The organism is Legionella sp. 227 (assembly GCF_043161935.1).
Taxonomy (GTDB): Bacteria; Pseudomonadota; Gammaproteobacteria; order Legionellales; family Legionellaceae; genus Legionella; species Legionella sheltonii.
In genome coordinates this window covers 541,733-564,695 of sequence record NZ_CP171154.1, presented here as the reverse complement: position 1 = coordinate 564,695, position 22,963 = coordinate 541,733, and the positions used below count along the sequence as shown (strand labels likewise).

Genomic DNA, 22,963 nt, shown 5'->3' with positions numbered 1-22,963 from the left:
CTACGCCATGAAGAATTGTAAACTGAAAGAAGTCTCAACACCAGTTGAAAAAATTGCTGATCCCTTAACTGAATTATTGAGAAATGGAGCCCGTGATTTGATTAGGCAAGCAGTAGAAGCGGAGCTCAGTGCTATGTTGTCTGAATATGAGGATTATAAATTACTCGACGGTAGACAGGCTATCGTTCGCAACGGTTATTTGCCAGAAAGAACCATTCAGACAGGCGTTGGTGATGTCAGCATCAAAGTACCCAAAGTGCGGGACCGGGGAGGCTCTGGTATTCATTTTCAAAGCCATTTGTTACCTCCCTATTTAAGACGTACAAAGAGTATTGAGGAATTGATTCCCTGGCTTTATTTAAAAGGATTATCAACGGGTGATTACTCCGAGGCTTTAGGTTCTCTGTTGGGTGAGCATGCAAAAGGCTTATCTGCAAATACGGTGTGTCGATTAAAAAGCCAATGGCTTGATGAGCATCAAAGCTGGCAGCGTCAGGATTTAAGTCACAAGCGTTATGTTTATTGGTGGGCAGATGGTATTTACAGTCAAGTGCGAATGGATGACCGCTTGTGTTTGCTGGTTATTATTGGCGTTACTGAGCACGGTCATAAAGAGCTAGTCGCTGTGAGTGATGGGTTCCGTGAGTCCTCAGCAAGCTGGGAGGAGCTGTTGACAAGCTTACGACAAAGGGGGCTTGCTCACACTCCAAAACTGGCTGCAGGGGATGGTGCATTGGGCTTTTGGAATGCTATTAGCAAAGTGTATCCCGATACCCGTCATCAACGATGTTGGGTGCATAAAACAGCCAATGTCCTGAATAAATTACCGAAATCGGTGCAGCCCAAGGTGAAAGCAGCATTGCATGAAATCTGGATGGCATCAACACGCAAAGAGGCTTATAAAGCGTTTGACAACACAGTGGAGTTATTCGCGCCTAAGTATCCAAAAGCAATGGAGTGCTTAAGTAAAGACCGTGAGGAATTACTCGCATTTTATGATTTTCCTGCGGAGCATTGGATTCATATCCGAACAACAAATCCAATTGAATCCGCTTTCGCTACAGTGCGCCTACGTACAAAAAAATCACGTAACTGTGGCTCAAGAGACAGCACGTTGGCAATGGTATTTAAATTGATGGAGTCAGCTCAGAAACGATGGATTAAAATTAGAGGGTTTAACCTATTAACTCTTGTTGTTAATAACGTGAAGTTTGAAGACGGAGTACAGGTTGGTGAACAATCAGACAGAAACGCCGCCTAATGCTGTACACCACTTTTGACAATAACTCTTACACCCTTCGGATAATTTTAGATGTGCTCAGGAAATTTTTGAAGAATATCAGGATAACTATCATCCTGTTCCTTACAATTTTGCAAACTGTACATATGATCTTAGCCCCTTAGGTATTACCAAAGAAGATACTGCTTTTCTACCTAAACCTGTTTACGAAATGCTACAAAATAGAAATATCAGAAAATATGATTCTATTTCTTATTTGCCGTTGCCAATTTTAAAAGTAAAAGATGGGCAATTCATGCCGCTGTGGCAGCAGGAGCGTATCACTTTACTTTTGATGGCCGCTTTTCTGGGTAACGTAACGGTATTGAAGAAATTACTCCAGAATCCTAAAATGGATACAACGATTCAGCAATCAATGTCGGGCCGTACCGCATTACATCTTGCGTGCTTGGGTACCTCCCTAGATAGAACACCTCGAGACATAAAAAATCGATTAGCTGCTATAGATCTGCTTATAGAAAAACCGGGCTTAGATTTCAAAGATAGGAATCATAGAACGCCTATTTTTACATTGATTGATAATGGTTCCCCCAATTATTTAAAGCATCTACTGCAGAAAATTAAACCTTCCGTTACTAATTTCCAACGTCATAAAAAAAATCGGATTGACCCATTTTTCTATGCATTAAAAAAGAATAAAAAAGATCATGCTTCAGTTATTATTGATTATATGGATAGTATTGGAAAATTATCTAAATATGCTGAGCACATAAAAGAGTTTGTGCGTAAAGCGCTAATATTTAATAATGGTCGCTATGATCTCAAATTAATCGCAGCGTGTAATGAAGTGCTTGAAAAAAAAGGCATCCCTGGGACAGTTGTTAAAATGCCAAACCTTTTCAAACCTCTAGTATCAATACCTAATGACCAGAATATGATTTGTCGAGGAGATTCTCAATCTAATTTGCCGGTACAGAATACCTAATCCAGATAAGAAGTGGTTTGACAGACACTAAACGGGGACGGTCCGCACATATGGGGTCAGTGCCTGGCCCTCTGACTCCTCACACAATCTGAGCCAATGTTGTAGTCTAAAGATGGAGCTGTCAAAAAGTCGAGTTAAAAACTAATAAATTGGAAATCCTTTTTCAGAAAATCTAGTTTTTGATTATGTAAGATATTTCTTAAATTCTTTTGTCTAGTTAAATTAAAAGCCTCTGTATATAATAACTTATCAAAATGCTAAATTGTGGGTAATTCTGTGATAAAGGAGATATAAAATGGATGACATTTATTTAATAAAAAAATATATAGGTTATGAATATCTAAGGGATGATATTCAGAACAACATTGAGATGGATAACTTAGATAAAACACAATACCCTCATACTAATTCCATATTTGTAATCAATGATAAAACAGATTTTTCAATATGGGTCGATTAATAGTAATTGGTTCTGGTATTAAATCGATAGCTCATTTAACTGAAGAGTCATTAGTCTTATTAAGAAATTGTGAGAAACTTCTTTTTTTAGTAAACGATAAGATTATGTCGAATTTCTTAATGAAAGAGCATAAAAATGCTGAATCATTAGATGAGATATATTTCAACTATACCAATAGACAAGATTCATATAAAAATTTAACTGACAAAATTGTCTCTGATTATTGTTTATACAGTAGTGTGTGTGTAGTTTTGTACGGACATCCTACTTTTTTTGCTGATTTTGCTTTAAATGCCGTTATAAAAATAAGGCAGCAGGGAGGTACAGCTTATGTATTGCCAGCCATTTCTTCACTAGATTGCTTGTTTGCTGACTTGCTTATTAATCCGGGGCAAGGAGGACTTTGTGTCTATGATGCAACTGAATTGTTAATTTATAAAAAAAATATAGATGTAAATTCAAATTTGGTTTTATATCAAGTAAGCAGCTTGGGTATGAACGATATGAACATTTCCAAGTATTTAGATGTTCTTAAAAAATATTTAATGGCATATTATCCACCTGAGCATGAATTAGCAGTGTACACCGCATCACAAATACCTGGCAAAATATTTTCTAATGAAGTAAAAAAGTTAAAAGATCTAGCTATGGAAAATATTTCTCATATATCAACCATATTTATACCTCCTTTAAAGAGAGGAGAATTAAATTCTGATATATTGGAATTATTTAATTATATTATTTGATCTTGAAATTCTTAAACAACCCCTAAAAAACTTAGCATCATTAGATATATCTAATTTATTATATTTGGATATTTGAAATCTTAAGTCATGCTCAGTAATTTGTTTTGCAAGTAAAATATTATCTTTTGGATCCGATGGCTTATTATGAAAAAAAGATAGTTTTATGTTTTGACAAGCCCAATATAAATCGCTGCCGAAAGAATTGGAGTCATCCGAAGAAAATTCCTCTAAATAAGAGAGAAGAATTTTCCTTAGTACAGCTAATTCTTGGTAAGTACTGTTATTCATTCTAATTTTGAAAGTATTTATTTTTTTGCTTGGCTGCTGAAGAGAATAATATATGTGATCCAAGTTATTATTAAAACTAGAAGGAACCATTAAGATCGGAGAATAAGTTAGCTGGTATATTTTATGGTATATTTCTTGTATAGGCTCTATAGGAAGAAGTTTAGAATTTTGTGCCGGAATATATCCAATTCCTTTTCCCATTATTATATTGAAAATATATTTGGCAGTGTCGATGAGAAAGGGAGTAGGTCTATGTTTGTTTACACTATTTGAAGTCATAAATAAATCATTATAAAATGAATTATACAAGTCCCTACTAATTCTTTTTCTCAAATTCTCTGAAAAAAAGAATTTTACACCCAGCCATGCTGGGTTATTTCTTATCTCATCTATCCATTGCTTCGAAAAAAATAAAATCGTGCTATGCCAGTCCTTGTAATATCCTGTTTTATATAGTATTTCTCTAAATAAAGCATAGTGCTCATTAGGATCTTTAGGGGCTTCAGATTCAATACCTAGGGCTAACTGAACTTTTTTATGGTGAACCTTGCATCCTATATTTGGTAACATAAAAATAGATTTTACACCTGAATGGAGAGAAATAGTATTATTTTCAATTGTTTGTTCTTCTTGGAAAATAATTTGTTGATTAAAAATTGTACCTTCACCTTGCACGGCAAAAGGAAATATTTCATTCCTTTCTTCGTAAGACCATTCACAAAAATTCTCCATTATTAAACCAAGGGGAGAGCTATTTTTGCCGTAATCCAAATCTTTTGCTATTTCATTTGGAATGAGATTAGATCCTAGATAAGATTCATTACCAGTATGATCGGGGATAAAGAAATCACTTTTAGAGCCTATTACCTTCCCATAATCATATGTTGCAAGATAAAGTGGCATAGAAGATACAGAAGATATACTTTCGATTAAATTAAAGAAATTTTTATTAATAATTTTAATTTTATCCTTGACTTCATCCCAATTAGTTTTAATTATAGCGCTCAATTTTTTATCCCTAATTTAATGTAAAAAAATCCTAGGTAAAAATTTACATAACAAAAAAGGTAGTTAAAATTATCATACAGAATTTAATCAGTAAAGGATTACAATGTAATGTTTTCATTGAGAAAAAAAGGAATCAGCCTAAATTTACTTCATTTAATCAGCGGGATTGTTACATTTAGCTATGCAGTTTTGTTTTCTTCACTAGTGTTATATTTAACTAGAGGATTAGGTTATACCAAAAATGAAGCCAATTCCTTTATTGGAATGTTTTTGGCTTTTAATTTCGCATTACATCTTGTTGCTGGATATTTGGGAGGCCGAATTATTAGTAACAGGATTCTATTAATCATATCCACATTTTTTCAGGTTATAGGAACATATATTTTAAGTTTTTCAACCTCTACTGGTTTAATGTATGGATTAAGTTTATTTTTGATAGGTTGCGGTATAAATTCTACTTCCTTAAAGTGCATCCTTACTCAGAAGATAGAAAATGATGCAAACAGAGAAATCTCATTTTTCATCAACTATTCAGCTATTAATGCTGGTTTTTTATCTGGGTTTTTTGTTGGTGGGTATTATGAGTTTTGTTCTAATTATACTCGTCTCTTCAATATATGTAATATTTTTAATGTTCTCGCAGTTATTTTGATTATATGCAATTGGAGATCATATGAGTGTGGAATGGAACAAAGGATAGTTAGCTTTTTTAAGCAAATAACATTAGCGTTAGGAATAATGAGCATATTGTGCTTGCTTATTATAATAGGCTTTAGTTATGCATATTATTCAAATAGTTTAGTTGTTGTTTTAGGTATTTTTACATTACTATTCTTAATTCATCAAATTAAGATAACAAAAATCATTACTGAAAAAAGAAATATATATGCGTTCATTTTATTATCTCTATCGTCAATCATATTTTGGACTTTATTTTATATTGGACCAATGGGTATAACATATTTTTTAAAAGAAAATATAAAAGCCCAGATATTCAGAGTTGTTATTCCACCACAATGGTATATGAATCTAAATTCAATATTTGTGATTATATTCTCCCCTTTATTGGGTTATTTTTTCCAAAAACTAAAAAAATGGGGATTAGATTTAAGTCTATCCCATAAATTTATAATTGCCATAACATTTATTGGTATCTCCTTTTTTGTATTTTCATTGGGTATTATTAATTCAGATGATTCTGGTTTTGTATCTCCGTCTTGGGTTGCGCTTCATTTTATTTTGCAAGCATTTGGTGAGGTGTTTATAGCGCCAGTCGGTTATTCTATGGTAGGCGTATTAGCTCCCCAAAGGTTACAAGGTATAATGATGGGTTTTTGGATGATGGTATCTGGAATTGCGGCTTCTTTGGCTAATTTTCTCTCAAATTCGATTCATTATGAAATACAATTAGATCCACTAAGCAGCAATCCTAACTATTTGAGCTTTTTTGATAAATTAGGTGTATCCGCATTGTTTTTTGCGACTATTATGTTCTTCTTTTCAAGGAGAATTGATAACCTTGTTGCAAAAAATTATGAAAACGACTGTTCCTGTCAGGACAACTCATGAAAAATATTGAGCTAGAATAGTAACATCTATCCTCAGTATCTGCTGTATTAAGTAGTATCCTCAATAGTATTTTCCTCGCTAAAAAATATGCTGCATTCTATATTTCACCTCACATTAACCCTCCCTGATTTTAGGGCCAAGGAGGATATTGGGCCATTAAAATGGAATCGTACAATCGGTTAATTAAACTGTTTACAAAAATATCAGTAAGACTTTTATTTTCCATTAAAAATTTACATGTAAAAAAAAAAATTTTTTCATTGTTTAATTACGACTAAATTGCTCATCGATAAGGAATTAATAATAAAAGGAGCAATCATGTTAGTTACAATGTTAAAAGCAAAAATTCATCGAGCAACAATAACTCAGGCAAATCTGAATTATATAGGAAGTATCACTATTGATGAAAATTTACTACTAGAAACTGGAATACAGGAAAATGAAAAAGTTCAAATTGTGGATATAAATAACGGTTCACGATTTGAAACTTATGTAATAAAAGGGCGCAAAGGAAGTGGGGAGATCTGTGTGAATGGAGCGGCGGCAAGGCTTGTTCATGAAGGTGATAAAATTATAATTATTTGTTACTGCAATCTAAATGAAAATCAGGTATCAAAACATATCCCCAAAGTTGTTTTTATGAATGAAGACAATACCATCCATAGTCGTTCAGAGCAGGAACTTCCTAATACCTTATTTGTAAATTAGCTGAATTCAAAAATTCAAAAAACAAGAAATTTAAACTAAATCGTTATCTTTCAAGATAACCAAATTGCATCAATTGGAGAATTATTATGGACAATACTGTAAATCCCAAAATTAGCTTTATCTTTGGTGGTGTTTCTGTTGAACGCGATCTTTCATTGAGAACGTTTCACAGCATTTATTCTGAATTACAGCATCAAATAAAAGATACAAACCTATATCAATATGTCTACTATGTAACTGAAGAAGGTTTTGTTATTAGAAAACCATTTGATTTTGAAAAAGATCCTGATTATTACATGACGAGCAAAAAAGCTCCAATCTCAATTATCGAAGCATTCCAACACATTAAAAAAAATAACGAATATGTATTTTCTTTATTATATGGGAAGTTTGGTGAGGATGGGCATATTCAAGGTCTAGGAAAAATATTCGATATAAAAAATTCTTTTGGCTCGGTACTTTCTTCTAGCCTAACTAAAAGTAAATTTCACTGCTCAAAATACATTGAATCAATGTATCCCGAACTAGAGCCAATACCGATGCTCTCTATCAGAGATGCAAACATCTCACATATCAAGGCAAAGTTATTGCTTTTTTATAATCAAGAAATAGTGATTAAACCTAATTCACTTGGCACCAGTATGTTTACTGAGCGTATGTTACTCAATGAAAATTCAATCGATGCCGCGGTAAACTTAATCATTGATATCTTAAAGATCGATAATATTGCTCTTTTACAAAAGTATATTCCAGGTGAGGAATATTCTTGTGGCTGTATTGAAAATCTGGGAAGTATTGAGGTGTTACCTCTAATTTTGGTAAGAACCCGAAATAGATTTTTTGGTCGAAGAGAAAAACTTTGTAAGTTTGGAGTGAGTGAGCGAATTATCCCCCAATCTTATAATAAATTTACAACTCAAATTGCTGATATCTCGAAACGAATTTTCTCTGATTTAATGTTTGAAAACATGTTTCGGCTTGATTTTATTGTTTCAGAAGGGAAGATTTATTTCCTTGAAGTTAATTCATTGCCAGGATTAAGTCATGCTAGCTTTTTCCCGAAAATGCTCAAAGAAATCAATATCTCAATGTCTGATTTTATTCAGTTGACATTTAAAAACAGTCTAAACAGGAAGAATAAAACAAATCAGTATAATGAAGAAATGGACTTACGAGGTGCAGCATGAAGTGCATTGGTTTACTTGGAGGTGTTAGCTGGGCTTCTACAATGGAATACTATAAGCGACTTAATTTAACCATTAATAGAGCAAAAGGAAAAAATCACTCAGCCAAAATAGTAATGTATAGTTTTGATTTCGAAGAAATTCTGGAGCATCAAAAAAAACAAAATGAAGTAATGGAATTAAGATTAATTCAAGAAAAAGTGATTTTGTTGGATAAGGCCGGTTCAGATGTAATCGCAATTTGTTCTAATACTACGAATAAGTTGGCGAATCAATTGGATGCTAAGATCCACAAAAAATTAATAAACATCATTGATGCAACCGGTGATTATTTACATCATTTTGGTGCACAAAAAGTGGGTTTAATTGGCACTCGTTATACAATGGAGCAAGATTTTTATAAAAATAAACTGCTTAAAAAAGGACTTCAAGTGGTAACTCCCGATGCTTATGATCGGGAGTTGCTTCATCAGATCATTTATCATGAATTATGTCACGGTATTGTCACGAGTAGTTCAAAAGAGATCGTTCTAAATATTATTAATAAATTAGCTTCGAGTTACCATTTAGATGGGGTCATACTTGGTTGTACGGAGTTGCCTCTATTGGTATCAAAAGCGGATGTTAGTATCCCACTGTTTGATACGGTTGAAATACATGTAAATGCGATTATAACAAAAATTGAACGACTTAATTAGGGGTATAATAATGAGATTTTTTAACCCTAATTTAAAGCTGATTTGGTGTTTGCTATTAGGCATTGTTTGCGTGAACTCAGCAAAATTTATGTGCCTTCCTTTTTTAATCTTATTTCTTAATCATAATACTCACTTTTCATTATGGATAAGTGGTTTAGTCTGTGGAATTGCTCCCTTTTGTTCAATATTTGGTGGTTTTATCGGTGGACAATTATCGGATAAATATGGACGAATTCCATTATTATATATTTCGATTTTCACATCAGCCTGTATCTTCCTATTATTAGGTTTAAGCTGGCAAATTAATTCTCGGTATCTTCAATTAATATTGATCGGCACGCTTAATGGAATGTTTGGGTTATTTTCTTCTTTCTTTCAGCCGGTCGCACTCGCATTAATCAGCGAATTAGTTGATAAAGAACATCGAGAGTTATTTTTTAACTTACGTTATGCCGCAATGAATGTTGGTGCTGTTTTTGGACCTTTATTAGCAGTATATCTAGGAGTTACTTTATCTCCCATTGCATTTTATATAGCAGGCTTCATGTATTTTAGTTTTGGCTGTTTCTTATATGCTGTCCTGTTAAAAGAACCAAGACAACTTTGTAGAAACAAACAAAGCAATGTTTCTTTATCGGCGACCTTACGAGCTATTTCTTTAGATCGTAGGTTATTAAATTTCATTCTTTTTAATATAGTATTTGCCTTATGTTACTCGCAAATCGATTCCACATTAGCTCAATTCATATCCCAGCAAATCGATGATGGTGTGCGTGTCTATTCCTTAACGATTGCATTAAATGCATTGTTTGTGCTGATTGGACAGCTTCCTATTTTTCTATTGTGTAGGAGAATACCGAGGCATCAAGCTGTTTTTTATGGTTGTTTTTTATTTTTTCTTGGCTGTTTGGGTTTTTCTTGTTGTGGTAACAAAGCAAGCTACTTTTACTATTCTATTTTAATTATCACCGTGGGTGAGTTGTTCATATTTCCTATTGCATTCTTGTTTGTTGATGATATGGCTCCTTCGCATTTGAAAGGCTCATATTTTGGAGCTTTAGCTTTTAGAGAATTGGGCTTGGCTCTAGGGCCAGTTTTAGGTGGGGTTCTCCTTGAATCTTTTGGAGGTCAGATCCTGTTTATCATAATTGGAGGGCTGTCATTGATTTCATATTTTTTTGTTTATGTAGGTGAGTACGCGAAACCCGTTATGAAACAGTCTTTAGGAAGAGCGTTTAATAATATGGAGTAAATATGAGTAGATCGATTTTATTTGTAAATGTTTCTGATGAGCATAATTTGGTAAAAATAGAGGCTGCGAAAAATCTAGGGATAAAGGTTTTTTTGATAGCTCCTAATTTACCGGATTGGGCAAAAGATATAGTTGATAAATTTATTAAGGCAGATACCACTAATTTTGCTGAGACTATTTCTGTTTTAAAAGAGGAGTATAAAGAGACACCTTTTGATGGTGTAATTACCATACTGGATAAAAGTGTCGAGTTGGTTGCAGCAATCGCAGAAGAATTTAAACTACCTGGTAGCTCACTTGCTTCAGCAACTACAGTGAAACATAAATACAAAATGCGAGAAGCGTTGAAGAGGAGGGAGGTTCCCCATCCAAAATTTCAATTGGTAAAAACATTTAAGGACTTGCAAAATGCAGCAAATACTATCGGATTCCCATTAATATTCAAACCCGTAGCTGCTTCAACAAGTGTTGCGGTTTTTAAATTAAACAACCAAGCTGAGCTCGAAGAAGCATTTGCGCTGATGAGTACTTGTGAACGTGTATCCTTTTGGTTGTACGCTGATGAGTATATTGCTGAGGAGTTTATGGCGGGACAGGAAGTTAGTGTTGAAGGGATTATTAATCAATCTCAAGTTTATTTTGCGGGGATTACTAAAAAATTTGTAGAAAAACCTGGTTTCACGGAATGGATGCATTGTTTTCCATATGAGCCGGAACCAGAAGTTTGTTCTTCAATTTATAAGGTGGTTGAAAAGGCTATTCATGCCGTTGGCATCAACAATTGTGCTTTTCATGTAGAAGTCATGTTGACCGCCGAAGGACCTAAAATTGTTGAGGTAAACTCACGAATGGCTGGGGGCTTTGTTTCAAGCCACCTTGTTCCATTAGCCTCTGGAATTAATTTAGCGCAAGCAAGTATCCAAACCGCACTTGGCGAACCGATTGAGTTAAAAGCAACAAAAAATAAATTTGCATGCGAACGAAATTTATTCGCAACCGAGAATGGTATCATTACAGATTGGAAGTATGTTGAAGAAATGAGTAATCAACCAGGGGTAAGGGATTTTAAAATTTTGCGACAGGTCAATGAGTTGGTTACTGTTCCGCCGCGAGGGTATGACCATTTGTTATGTGCAGTTATCACCGAAGGAGACACGTTTGAAATGGCAATCGATTTAGCGGATGCTGCTTTGAAACGTGTTCATTGTGTTTATCAGTAAAATCTTTTTAAACCCTTTTTTTCTTCTTTTTTAATTGTTCCCTCTTTCCAAATTCACAGAGGGAAATGAAGTGTGACGCGAGGCGAGTGTGGAAGTGGAGTGTGCATGCAAGTACATGAGAGATTTGAGCACTACATCGATGAAGCAAATCACTTTCCTCACTAGCGTTTGGAATGAGGGACAATTAAGGAATGGTCGGGCCAAGGCACGACCTATGTGTGCTCGCAATGCGATATCATTAAACTCGCACATCAAGAAGAATGATCAATCATTTATCACTCAGTGTCCTTGTTTCTGGCATTGTAAATGTATAGAGGATCAATCCAATTGCGGCAATAAAAGATAGTGAAATAAATCCCACATGAAATCCGTAAATTTTTGCTATGAATCCTGCAATAATGTTACTCAGTGATGAACCGATGCCTGCGCACAATCCAAGAGTACCCAATAAAAAATTAAATCGGCCTGTTCCACTTGCTAAATCAGAAACGATAACTACGGCTACCACTCCAAAAATTCCGGCGCTAATACCATCTAATAACTGGATAATCAGTAGATAAAAGGAACTTTCTGTTATTGAAAATAAATAAGGCCCGTAAAATTAAAAAGATAAAGGAAAATAAAAAAATGGGCTTACGGCCTATTTTATCGATTAAGAATCCCAATGAAAAGGCAACTACTACCATAACGATTTGTGCCAATACAATGCAACCTGCCATAAAGATAGAATCACTATGAGGATTAAGTTTTGCAAGCTCTTGTCCAACCATCGGCAATTGCGCTGCATTAGCAAAATGAAAAACAATCACAATTCAAGGCCTGACCCTCTAACTCTAGACATTCCCTCGCGGATGGTAATTTCCGGCTCGTAACGCAGTACTGTCTTAGCTCGACTTATGTCCAGTGAAAACGGGTAGCCAATCAGCCGGACCAACTCTCGCGTCAGTGGCGGATCTCCAGGCAACCAACCGGCAGCCCAAAGCTTTTCCATTCCTCTTCCCATCAACCAGGCAACCGGAGCAGGTACCGACATCCGTGGTACCTCCAGCCCACTCGCATGCAGGCGTTGGGTTATGAATTCGCGGAAGGTGATTTCTTCGTCATCTGTCAAGAAGAACGCTCCGGTCACTTCGGAGCGTAGTGCGAGCGCTATAGCGTGGCACAGGTTTTGAACATGACAGGTGGCATAGGGGTACTCCCCTCGGTTGATCCACGCAAACTGTCGTTTACGGACTCGGTCGCCCAAGTCACCATCGACCGTATCGCCGGGCCCCCAAATGAGAGGTGGACGCAAAGCCACCGTACTGAAACCATCGGAATGCGCGGCTAGAACATGCGACTCGGCGATTGCCTTCGTTGTTGAGTAAGGCAGATGGCGCAACTCGGTCAATGGCCAAGACTCATCAGCATGGGCAATTGGCATTGCCGCCTGCATAACCACGGAAGCGGCACTAACGTGAACAAAGCGCTTGATGCCGCATGCTTTCGCTGCATTAAGCACTTGATCCGTCAAGGTCACATTGCTGACTTCGAAGTCCTCCCACGACCCCCACATCTTCAGGTGTGCAGCAATATGAACGGCAGCATCACATCCATCCATTGCTTGCTCAAGTGCGGCCGGATCTGCATATTCGAGTACAGTCGACGATGCTCCAAGTGCGCGTAACCGTTTACAGGCCACCTCACGCCTAGCGGGCGCGACCACCGAATGCTCATCTGCCAGTAACCGCTTGATGCTATGCCCACCCACAAACCCAGTGCCGCCTGTGACAAAGACTTTCATGCACTACTCCTGTAAAGGATTGCAATAAATATAGCAATCCTTTAATGAAATTGCCATGATGGTGTTTCTTTAAACACCACACTTACAGTCCAATTTAGCCAATAAAATTTTTCTTCTTAACAAACGAGGGTTTAATGGTAGTTGGAATATGGTGGGGTGATGCACAGAGGAGGGATAATTTTTTCCCATATAATTTATAACAATAACTTTTGAACATTAAATTTTAAAATTAAATATCATCCCGAACCACATATGGGGTCAGGCCTTGAATTATGAATCAACTTTTAATTGAAAATTCACAATTCAAGGCCTGACCCTATAACTCTCCTCCAATGTGGGTCAGACATTTAAAAAGGTTCCATAAGCTTTCTGTTCCTCTGTTAAAGTTAACTCTTGAATGACTTTACTGTATTCAAATGTGCCCTTCACTGAATTTTTATATGAAGAATGCCAGGCTCCGCTGGCTGTGATATATAATTGGTCCTCTTTACTGATAAACTTGATATTTCCTTCTTGCACAATATTGTAAGGAGCTGTTTGTTGTGATGGATTGAAATAGTACTTATGGGCTACAAAGTTCCCATTCTCAAAGTTTAAATTTCCTATAATTCTATATTCACCGTAATCGTCTTGCTCGTCATTAAAGGTTTCGAACTCCATCAAATTTTTTTGCTCATTCCATTTAAAGCGTAATTTTGGATGAAATTTGCCAACTAGTCCCGGAATCCCAGAATCAGAATAGGTACCCTCCCATAAACTGTCTAATGTACTTGGATTCAATTTCAAAAATTCAATCAGATCTGAGTTTTCACCAAGATTATTAGTGGCCGAAATAGAACTTACTGCAACTGCATGGTTGAGCAAGAGGTGAGAATTTTCATAAGGGCCGCTTATTAGTAAAGAATTATCTATTTGACTGCTATTTTTCTTACATTTTTTATATATTATTGCCACTAAGCATACGAATAAAAGTAGTACTACAATCGTACCACCTATTACCTTTAAACATTTACTGTCACAGGATCCGCTACCACCACCATATCCATGACCATAACTACCCCCTCCAAATCCACCTCCATGTCCACCGCCCCCTCTTTGTGCTTCGATAAGTGGGGCTGAAAGCAATAAAACTATTAAATTGAATAAGCGGTTATCAGCGCTGACTAAAGGGAGATTTTGAGTGCGGTTGTAAAAGAAGGTAAACATATTAAGTCCTTTATCAAATATAGAAAGCTGAAATTATATTTTCTGGTTGAAAGAATTTATAAGATATTGAATTTTAATACAATCCAGGTGCAGACCCTTAACATATATGGGGGCAGGGTCAGGCCTTGAATTATGAATCAATTTTTAATTGAAAATTCACAATTCAAGGCCTGACCCTCTAAGTCCTTGGTAGCGTTTGGAAAGAGGGCAATAATGCTAGTAATGCGATATCATTAAACTCGCACATCAAGAAGAATGATCAATCATTTATCACTCAGTGTCCTTGTTTCTGGCATTGTAAATGTATAGAGGATCAATCCAATCGCGGCAATAAAAGATAGTGAAATAAATCCCACATGAAATCCGTAAATTTTTGCTATGAATCCTGCAATAATGTTACTCAGTGATGAACCGATGCCTACGCATAATCCAAGAGTACCCAATAAAAAATTAAATCGACCTGTTCCACTTGCTAAATCAGAAACGATCACTACAGCGACCACTCCAAAAATTCCGGCGCTTATACCATCTAATAACTGGATAATCAGTAGATGAAAGGAACTTTCTGTTATTGAAAATAAAAAGGCCCGTAAAATTAAAAAGATAAAGGAAAATAAAAAAATGGGTTTACGGCCTATTTTATTGATTATGAATCCCAATGAAAAGGCAACTACTACCATAACGATTTGTGCTAATACAATGCAACCTGCCATAAAGATAGAATCACTATGAGGATTAAGTTTTGCAAGCTCTTGTCCAACCAACGGTAGTTGCGCTGCATTAGCAAAATGAAAAACAATTACAGCGCTAAAAAAGATTAGAATTGATTTTGATTTTGCGAGTTGCAAAAAGTGGACAGGCCCGGCTTGTGTTTCGTTATTCTTATTTTGTATCAGGGGCATTTCCCTTGCTACAGAATAGTTTATTTCATTGGGATTAATGAATGGGATTGGCATTAATGCCAGGATTGAAAACATGATGGTGCCATATACTATCCAGGAGTGCCCATATAATTGGGCCAATAATCCTATGATGATAATAGCAACGACGGTTCCTGCATGAACGATCGATTCATTAATACTGACTCTTTGGGGAAACAAGTCTTTCCCCACCAACCCCAAGGATATTGCAGCAATTGAAGGGGGGATCAGGCTGGAGGCCAGGCCAACAAGGGATTGTGCTGCAATAATGAGATATAACGAAGTTTGGCTTAACAAAATGGCGCAGCTTAAAATAATACAGGTACATGCAAAGGCTATAAGCGATCGCTTAAATCGAATGGCATCAACTATTATTCCACTTGGAATTTGAAATAATACGCCAACAATACCTGTTGTAGCTAGCGCTATACCAACCTGGCTAGTGTCCCACCCTAAATTGGAGCGTAAATAAATAGAGAGAATAGGACCAATACCTCCTTGGATATCGGCAATGAAAAATATCATTAGGCTTAATGCAAGCAAACTACGACTCGATAATTGTGAGTTCTTCACTCAGTCTCCTTAAAGAAAATAGGCATAGATTAAAAGATTGATTAACGTGGCGGGACTCCTGTTTTTATAAACTCCATGGACTCCTCAAACTCAGGGGACTAGGAGTACATCTTCCTTTAAAAGTTGGGGCAACTTCCACTTGCAAAATAAAGCGTATTTTATTGAATGCAAAGACATAATACTTATAAACCGAGTTGTTTTAAACCACCTTGTTCCATAGCTTCTGGAATTAATTTAGCCTAAAGAGATCTATGGCAATAATGTTCGCTGAAGAGAGTTTGGGAATAATGAAATGACCGTCAACTAAAGAGAAGTTAGGGCTGAAAATTGAATAATGAAATCTGGTAATTGCATGAAAAATAAAAAAATATTAGTATCCTAACTAAAGAAAGTTACCTAAGATCTCTTATAAAGGATAAGCAGTGCCACAATACCCTATTGTTCCTGAAGTATATGATCAGTCTATTCCACAAATTGTAACTACCAAAACTATTGTTTTGGATTTTTTGGAAAAGGCTGATATTCCTGAAGAATCAACTATCATGGATGTCTGTTGTGGTACTGGTAGTTTAGCTGGTTTTCTTGGAAATCATTTTCCAAGTTGCCGCATTGTAGGGTTAGATAATGCAGAGAACATGATTGAGTTCGCTGAAGAGAAATATTCAAAGAACAATGTGTCTTTTCAAGTCGAGGATCTTACTTCATTTAATCCGTCCCTCAAAAATTCAGCAGATTTAATAATATGCTCCTGGGCTGTATCACATATTCCCATGGAGCAACAAAAAACTTTTACTAATAATCTTTATCAGTATCTTAAAAATGAAGGTCAATTAATTGTTCTCTTCCCAGTAATGGGTTCGACATTGTCTACAGTAATTCAAGAAACTGTAAAATCAGAAAAATGGAATAATATATTTACTAAGTTAGATAACAAGCGGGTTACATTTACAGTCGATCAATTTGATAAGATGTTAAGAGAAGTTAACTTTATGGATTGTAAGGTTGATCTTTGTTCTCAAGAAATAATTTTTAAAAATCAGAGTGAATTACGTTGTTTTATTATCACATCACTTGCACGTTACTTGCCTTATGTACCAGAGCCTGAGCTACGTGAAGAATTTATTAATGATATAACAAATAATTATCAAGAGGCGATGCCTAATCTTTCTTACACTGTTACCATTTTATCAGCTGTTGCAAAACGTACCGCCCTTAATTTGCTGCTACAGAAAAGAGGCTCATTTAGCTCTGACTCCAACCACTGTCGAGAAGAGGATATAACTTCCTCCTTATATTCCAAGCTGAATTAAGTTCATTGATTAGGGCTTCAAGGGTTGGTGTTGATTCAAAGTAATCCTATGCTCGTAACTAGCCTTTAGCTGAAAAGGAAATGTCCTCATTCGCGGCAGAACAATCGAGCAGCGTGATGCAACGCTGCACGCACTACAATCACTCAATCAACATGAGCGCGTAAACCTTAAGGACTGATTTGCTCAATAAAATTTTAGGTTAAATTACACAAGATAAATTCAACAGATCAAAGGGGATTTTGATGGAAGAAAAAAGACAATACAAGAAGTATATTTTTGATTTTATTTTAGCGATTTACCAATGTGTTAATCTACTTACTCAAGTTCACTCTTTTTTTCGAAAGAGCATAAGATCGGCGAAAAATAGAAAAATAATCTACTATTTATTTTTTTTTCTATCTCTTGAACCTGGCAGTGCATCATACGCCCATGTTTCATTACTCCCTGAATTGGAAATTCAATTACAGTCTAATGCAAATACTGTAGTTCCTTGTAATCAAGGACTGGGAAACTGTATGGTAACCATTGCACAAAACTCTTCTTGCTTGTCGCAGCCTGGTTCTATAACAATTACCAATACTTCAAAAGTAGTCGCACAAAATATTAGTACATTTTCTAATGACGCAAATTTCTTGACTTATGTGGTGCAAAATAATGGATGCCCGCCTCGCTTATATCCGGGAGCAAGTTGCACTATATCTTTTCACACCAATACTGGAGTGACCTTTTTAATATCCAATGTGGCCGTTAAAGGAAGTAATACCTCAGCAAGATTCTTTGATATGCAAGCCATTATTTGCAGTCCTCCGAACGCATTGATTAGTGCATCTCCTTCCTCATTAAATATGACAACCGTTGGTCCGGAAAGTACACAAAACATCTATGTGATAAACAGTTCCTCCTCACCTGTTAATGCTGAAAATATAAAGGCTAATTTAAATGGAGCTGGCGGGGCTATCAGTGCAAGTTATGCTAATTGCAGCTTGGTTGCTCCGGGAAGTACGTGCACGATTACATTGACTGCACATAATGTATTACCCACCACTTCTATTGAAATACAAGGCAATAATACTAATTCAGTGTCTGTTAGCTTATCCGTTGTATCGCCGACAGTTTCACTTTCTGTACCTTCAACGGCAATAATTCCTGTCAATGATCCAACAGGAGTTGACATTACTGTAGCTAATTTGACACCGAATACAATAACTAATGTAGGTGTGGATTTATCATCTACAGGATGGACAGGAGTTACAAGTACAACTTGCCCTGTGCTTGCAGGAAATGGAACATGCACAGTAAAAATTACATCAAATACAGTACAGCCCTATTTGGCTCAAGGAGGAATAATTTTCAGTGGCGATGGTCCAAATATATCAAACCCAATTGCCTTGGCTTTTTCCATCTATGGCTACATGGTATTTTCTATTCCGGATAGCTCTACCGCTTATGTAGTAGATAATAATGATGCTTCTGGTTCACCTGTTGTTTGGAGTTCAGACGGAACTGGAGGTACTAATCCCGATTTTACGAGTATTTGGGGCGTAGCCGAAAACTCAACCAGTTTAGCTCCTTTTCCTAATGCAACGGAACCATCAGGGCAAACTGCTACTCAATACCCTGGACAGCAAAATTGTAATGGAGGTACTGATGGTGTGTGCAACTCACAAAATATTTTTATTTATTACAATAGCTTTAGTAGCACTGCGCCAGTTTTAACCAATTATTATGCAGCAGGTCTATGTCACCAAATCACTGCTGATAATAGTGGAACTGTATCTGAGGGCACTTGGTATTTACCTGCAATTTGTCAATTAGGGCCGGATGAAGTAGGCAGGGGTTCAGGCTGCACTTCAAGTATGGAAAATATAGCAACCAATCTATTTTTACTGGGCTTTGTTTCTAATTTAGCAACCAATCAATTGTATTGGAGCTCAACGGAGGCTTCGAGTGCTCCAATGAACGCTGCCTGGTATCAGGAGTTTCGGCCAGGGCCGGTTTCTGAACCTTTTCCTAACGTTAAATCTGGAGTATTCGCTGTTCGCTGTGTACGGGCTGTTAACTACTAATGGATGTTTGTCGGGCCAAGGGCCCGGCCTACAATAATTATCCCTAACCCTCATGCGATAAAATATTGATTAAGGTATCAGAATAAGGATTGAGTACCAGTTGCTCCTTTTGGTATTTAGAAAGTTTTTTAATGTAACGTTCTATGCGCATTGCGATGAGTTTGCCTCCCTTTATCTCCCAGCTTTGAGCAATTGAAAGGGGTTTAAAGCTTCGCGTATATTTACTCCCTTTACCTGAGAGGTGCTCTTGAAAACGTCTTTCGAGATTATCTGTATATCCGGTGTAATAACTTTGGTTGTTACATTGTAAAATATAAACCCAATAGATTTTCTCAGACATGTTGCAAAAAATAATACTCAAATTTCCAGGTGATTCAACTATAGAGAGATGCTCATCATTAAGCAAACATTAAAAAACTATCTTGGCGTATAAAGCCTTTTACTGGTTTAAGTATGCTCTTAATCGATAGCTTGCAAATATATTTGAATGATCTGCACACATGTGCACATATGGGGGCAGGCCTTGAATCAAGAATCAACTTATAATTGAAAATTCACAATTCAAGGCCTGACCCTCTACGTCCTCTTCGATTGGGGTACCAATCACCCGAGTTATATGAGGTCAAACAAGTTGCTTAACTTGGCGTCCATTTTTTTCATGCAAGATCAGGGCAAACTTGCCTGACCAATATGGTTAGAAAGTATAATTCCTCTCTTCTTCCTTTTCCGGCTCTTTTTCTTCACGCTTTGTTGTATTGTTGACATTAGTAGTCTTAACTGGATTGAAAAAAAACAATGTTTGACTAGCAGGACAAGGTCTAGATACAGGTTGTTGATAAATATAACCCAATGTCGCTGATTTATTTTCTTTAGGCGGGGGAGCTATTCTCATCTTGATCTGTTGTAATTCAGGAGCTAACCCAATGATTAGGTTTATGTACATAGGATAAAGTGTTTGACTATCCAAAATAGTACGATTAACAATAGGACTGTCTGATTCAGAAGAAACAGCACTCATCATGATTGCATTATCATGTTCAACATAATTTCTTAATCGCTTTAAGTTTGAGTAATTCTCCTCCAAGAAACTGGTTTTTTGATAAGCATGTAATTGACGAATAATTTGCAGGTGTTGCACTAGCTGACCAAAATTATACTCAAGAGCCGCACGCAATATCGGTTTAGCCAGCAGTCTTACAGCAAGGATTTCTCCATGTTTTTGTAAAGGATAATCTTGCAAAATAGATAACTCTTCGGTTAGAAACTCTCTCATGTTATCTAGAGCCTCTATAGCCGCATTAATCCTGTCTAAAGGACTTAGAGTATGACCTTCATCCTGGTGTTTTTTAGCAATTTCAACGATACTCCGAATAGTATCCAATCCCTTCATTTTGTTTTTTTTCTCCATTTCACGTTGTTTCGCCTCTTCCTGTATTTTCCTAAGCATTTCTTCTCGCTGGCTTTTTTTTAGCTTAGGTGGACTTAAGGCATTCCTCATGATCTGACTTAACCTTGTAAAACTCTGGAAATCGTCTTTCTTCGTGGGGAAATATGCTTGTCTGAATTGTCCTTCTTCTTTGGTGGTCAGCGGTGATTTTTCTTCGCCCCGCAAAATTTTGCGCCACAAATCTTCTACTTCTTGCGGAGCATTCTTTCTTATCAGAAAACCTATAAAAAATTCTTCATCTTCTTTGGACGTTAAGAGGCTTTTAGCATTTCTTTTTTGGGATGATGCAAATTGATCCACAGCTTTTTTTTCTTGTGCTTTATAAATATTTAACCAATGTTCTTGAAAGTTTCCTTCAAAAACAGAGGCTTTTTGTTCACGTAATAGCAAGTTATCCAATAAAAAGATAATAAGCTCTTTTAATTCTACCTGAACTATTTGCTTCAACTGGTGAGGGTCTTGAAGCAAAAGATCCACGACATATTTATTATTATCTTGATCCTGATGAACAATAATATTCCTTAAACTGACAAGATCTTCCCAAGAGACCGACTCATTATAGGCACTATAAAAATTTTTTCCTGTTAGATATTCTCCTAGTTTTTGCAAATACCTTAAAGCTGCGTGCCGGCCTACTTTTGAAGAAAAGTAAAGGAACGTATCTTTGTATTCATCTATCTTGGGTTTAGAATTTCTAGCTTTATCAATCGATTGATTAACAAATGACAACAAAGATAAAACATTTTTATACGTATTGGTATCTATTAGACGCTGTGTTAAAGCTTGTATATTAAGTAAAGAAACAGGTTGGATTAAACTATCAGGCCTTTTTGCATCTAATTCGGCTCTCATTTTTTCTACGCATTCCTTTAAAATCGGAAGGTCTTTCTCGATGATATCAGGAAGTGCGTGAATAAGAATATCACCAGTATGAGCCAACTCATTAACCAATCGGTTAACCGCTGAAAAATAGCATTTCTTTTTTTCTACTTCACTTGAACCTATGGAGCTTAGATATTCTGTGTCTATTAGCAAGGAATTTTCCGAGATATCTTCCCCCATTAAGCCACCAAATTGCTCAAATGTTATCCAGGTAAAGGGGGCGGGAATAAATAATTTGCTGTATTTATTCAGGGTGTCATCAGATACATGGTATAGCGTTTGGCACATCTGCAAAAGAAGCTCCCTAGCAGAGCTAACCCCCCAGTTTTCAAGAACCTCTGCATGAAAATCATCCAATTCAATATCGACAGGGACTGCAATACCCCTGTTGCCGCGATATTTTAAAAGAAAATTAATAATTAAAAGAACATGCTCTAATTGTTGGAGATCACGAGGAATATCTTGAGTTCCTTTTTCTTTCGCTCCAAATTTCAAGGCTTTATTCCAAGAGACAAGTAAATCATCAGTGTCATCATCGTAGGATGAGGTAAAATGTATTCGCAAAAAGTCTCTAGCGGACTTAATTTCTCGTGGATTGTTTAGCCTATCTTCTGTGCTAAGAGGTGTTCTTTGTTGAATAACAGAGGCTTTCTGAAATAACTTAAAATTTACCTCTTTTCGTAAATTAGAAACCGCCCGAACTAGAGATTTATTTGTAAAATAAACTTCAGAATCGTGTAGGGGTTCCACCAACTTTAAAGCCGCGTCGTAATTTCTTTTTTTTGTCAATGAAAGAGCCTGCTTACATATTCGACCCATTTCATCATTGCTTTTAGCCAACTTAGTTAGCTCTTCAACTATTTTTTGGTGACGCAGATTAGAAGGATTTGTTTCTTTCTTTGTAAACATAATATAAACCACCGAATTATTTTTAAAAAAAGTATAACCTTGATAAAATTCATAAGAATTGCTTCTGGCAATACTTATGTTTCCATTCTACCGGCTTAAGGCACTGCCGCTAAGTTAACCCACGAGCGGCCATATCTGTTAAGCAAGAATAACATAAGACCTTGACTGATTAATTTTCTTCAACAAGACTGGATTTGCCAACAATTAAGGTTCTTGGGAAGGTATTATTGCCAAGAGAGAGCTGTGAATAGGCTTAAGATCACATCGTACAAATATCTTGTATTGGCCATTAAGATTTTTAAAGGGGCACAATATTCCATAAAAATTCTAATGGGTCAATAAAAAAAACAACATGCTAAATTCCAACTAAAATTTGGTACGAATTAAACTCACTTGCGCCAAACTCTTAATATAAATGATTTACGATCAATATATTAAGTTGGGTAGTAATTGAGTTTCCTATAAGAATCATCTAAAAGGACTAAGACGGATAATTTAAAAGAAAACTA

General features: G+C 36.1%; 19 protein-coding genes. 11 read left to right on the top strand and 8 right to left on the bottom strand.

Features of this window, described 5'->3' with window-relative positions:
• Positions 1 to 7 precede the first annotated feature (7 nt).
• The 3 genes from ACF8MK_RS02325 to ACF8MK_RS02315 all read left to right on the top strand — a co-directional run bounded on the left by ACF8MK_RS02325 (position 8) and on the right by ACF8MK_RS02315 (position 3,431).
• On the top strand, positions 8 to 1,261 hold the full coding sequence (locus ACF8MK_RS02325) for an IS256 family transposase (RefSeq protein WP_392536665.1): 1,254 nt from the start codon (positions 8 to 10) through the stop codon (positions 1,259 to 1,261).
• 274 nt (positions 1,262 to 1,535) lie between these two features.
• Complete coding sequence (locus ACF8MK_RS02320) at positions 1,536 to 2,225, top strand: ankyrin repeat domain-containing protein (RefSeq protein ID WP_392538024.1); 690 nt, start codon at positions 1,536 to 1,538, stop codon at positions 2,223 to 2,225.
• Between the two features lie 447 nt (positions 2,226 to 2,672).
• The gene (locus tag ACF8MK_RS02315) at positions 2,673 to 3,431 is read left to right on the top strand and encodes an SAM-dependent methyltransferase (RefSeq protein WP_392538023.1); all 759 of its coding nucleotides are present in this window, start codon (positions 2,673 to 2,675) and stop codon (positions 3,429 to 3,431) included.
• Here ACF8MK_RS02315 and ACF8MK_RS02310 read toward each other — a convergent pair.
• The gene (locus ACF8MK_RS02310) at positions 3,411 to 4,727 is read right to left on the bottom strand and encodes a hypothetical protein (RefSeq protein WP_392538022.1); all 1,317 of its coding nucleotides are present in this window, start codon (positions 4,725 to 4,727) and stop codon (positions 3,411 to 3,413) included. The genes ACF8MK_RS02315 and ACF8MK_RS02310 overlap by 21 nt on opposite strands.
• A gap of 108 nt (positions 4,728 to 4,835) precedes the next feature.
• Here ACF8MK_RS02310 and ACF8MK_RS02305 point away from each other — a divergent pair, with 108 nt between their 5' ends.
• From ACF8MK_RS02305 to ACF8MK_RS02280, 6 genes are all read left to right on the top strand, one after another.
• Entirely contained in the window at positions 4,836 to 6,296 is a 1,461-nt protein-coding gene (locus ACF8MK_RS02305; protein WP_392538021.1) for a peptide MFS transporter, read from the top strand.
• 318 nt (positions 6,297 to 6,614) lie between these two features.
• Entirely contained in the window at positions 6,615 to 7,004 is a 390-nt protein-coding gene (gene panD, locus ACF8MK_RS02300; protein ID WP_392538020.1) for an aspartate 1-decarboxylase, read from the top strand.
• 86 nt (positions 7,005 to 7,090) lie between these two features.
• Positions 7,091 to 8,191, top strand: coding sequence for an ATP-grasp domain-containing protein (locus ACF8MK_RS02295; protein WP_392538019.1), 1,101 nt, complete (start codon positions 7,091 to 7,093; stop codon positions 8,189 to 8,191).
• Entirely contained in the window at positions 8,188 to 8,886 is a 699-nt protein-coding gene (locus ACF8MK_RS02290; protein WP_392538018.1) for an aspartate/glutamate racemase family protein, read from the top strand. The genes ACF8MK_RS02295 and ACF8MK_RS02290 overlap by 4 nt, the downstream gene beginning before the upstream one ends.
• A 10-nt stretch (positions 8,887 to 8,896) precedes the next feature.
• On the top strand, positions 8,897 to 10,138 hold the full coding sequence (locus ACF8MK_RS02285; protein ID WP_392538017.1) for an MFS transporter: 1,242 nt from the start codon (positions 8,897 to 8,899) through the stop codon (positions 10,136 to 10,138).
• Between the two features lie 2 nt (positions 10,139 to 10,140).
• The gene (locus tag ACF8MK_RS02280; RefSeq protein WP_392538016.1) at positions 10,141 to 11,358 is read left to right on the top strand and encodes an ATP-grasp domain-containing protein; all 1,218 of its coding nucleotides are present in this window, start codon (positions 10,141 to 10,143) and stop codon (positions 11,356 to 11,358) included.
• 268 nt (positions 11,359 to 11,626) lie between these two features.
• On the opposite strand, the gene ACF8MK_RS02275 is transcribed toward ACF8MK_RS02280, so the two are convergent.
• From ACF8MK_RS02275 to ACF8MK_RS02255, 5 genes are all read right to left on the bottom strand, one after another.
• Positions 11,627 to 11,887: a hypothetical protein gene (locus ACF8MK_RS02275; protein WP_392538994.1), complete on the bottom strand. Its 261-nt coding sequence runs from the start codon at positions 11,885 to 11,887 to the stop codon at positions 11,627 to 11,629.
• Positions 11,883 to 12,167 carry an MFS transporter gene (locus ACF8MK_RS02270; RefSeq protein WP_392538015.1) on the bottom strand — a complete coding sequence of 95 codons (285 nt, stop codon included), beginning with the start codon at positions 12,165 to 12,167 and terminating at the stop codon, positions 11,883 to 11,885. The genes ACF8MK_RS02275 and ACF8MK_RS02270 overlap by 5 nt, the downstream gene beginning before the upstream one ends.
• Positions 12,164 to 13,141: an NAD-dependent epimerase/dehydratase family protein gene (locus ACF8MK_RS02265; protein WP_392538014.1), complete on the bottom strand. Its 978-nt coding sequence runs from the start codon at positions 13,139 to 13,141 to the stop codon at positions 12,164 to 12,166. Before ACF8MK_RS02265 ends, ACF8MK_RS02270 begins: the two co-directional genes overlap by 4 nt.
• Positions 13,142 to 13,480: 339 nt before the next feature.
• Positions 13,481 to 14,347, bottom strand: coding sequence for a hypothetical protein (locus ACF8MK_RS02260; protein ID WP_392538013.1), 867 nt, complete (start codon positions 14,345 to 14,347; stop codon positions 13,481 to 13,483).
• Positions 14,348 to 14,610: 263 nt separating this feature from the next.
• Positions 14,611 to 15,840 (bottom strand): MFS transporter, encoded by a 1,230-nt coding sequence (locus ACF8MK_RS02255; protein ID WP_392538012.1) that lies wholly within the window; start codon positions 15,838 to 15,840, stop codon positions 14,611 to 14,613.
• A 422-nt stretch (positions 15,841 to 16,262) separates the two neighbouring features.
• Between ACF8MK_RS02255 and ACF8MK_RS02250 the strand changes: the two genes are divergently transcribed.
• Entirely contained in the window at positions 16,263 to 17,150 is an 888-nt protein-coding gene (locus tag ACF8MK_RS02250) for a class I SAM-dependent methyltransferase (protein ID WP_392538011.1), read from the top strand.
• 242 nt (positions 17,151 to 17,392) lie between these two features.
• A complete protein-coding gene (locus ACF8MK_RS02245; RefSeq protein ID WP_392538010.1) occupies positions 17,393 to 19,216 on the top strand; it encodes a hypothetical protein in 1,824 nt (607 codons plus the stop codon).
• A gap of 43 nt (positions 19,217 to 19,259) precedes the next feature.
• Here the strand turns inward: ACF8MK_RS02245 and ACF8MK_RS02240 are convergent, their stop codons facing one another.
• Together ACF8MK_RS02240 and ACF8MK_RS02235 are read right to left on the bottom strand one after the other, a co-directional pair.
• Positions 19,260 to 19,556, bottom strand: coding sequence for a GIY-YIG nuclease family protein (locus tag ACF8MK_RS02240; RefSeq protein WP_392538009.1), 297 nt, complete (start codon positions 19,554 to 19,556; stop codon positions 19,260 to 19,262).
• Positions 19,557 to 19,910: 354 nt separating this feature from the next.
• On the bottom strand, positions 19,911 to 22,454 hold the full coding sequence (locus ACF8MK_RS02235; RefSeq protein WP_392538008.1) for a hypothetical protein: 2,544 nt from the start codon (positions 22,452 to 22,454) through the stop codon (positions 19,911 to 19,913).
• Positions 22,455 to 22,963 lie beyond the last annotated feature (509 nt).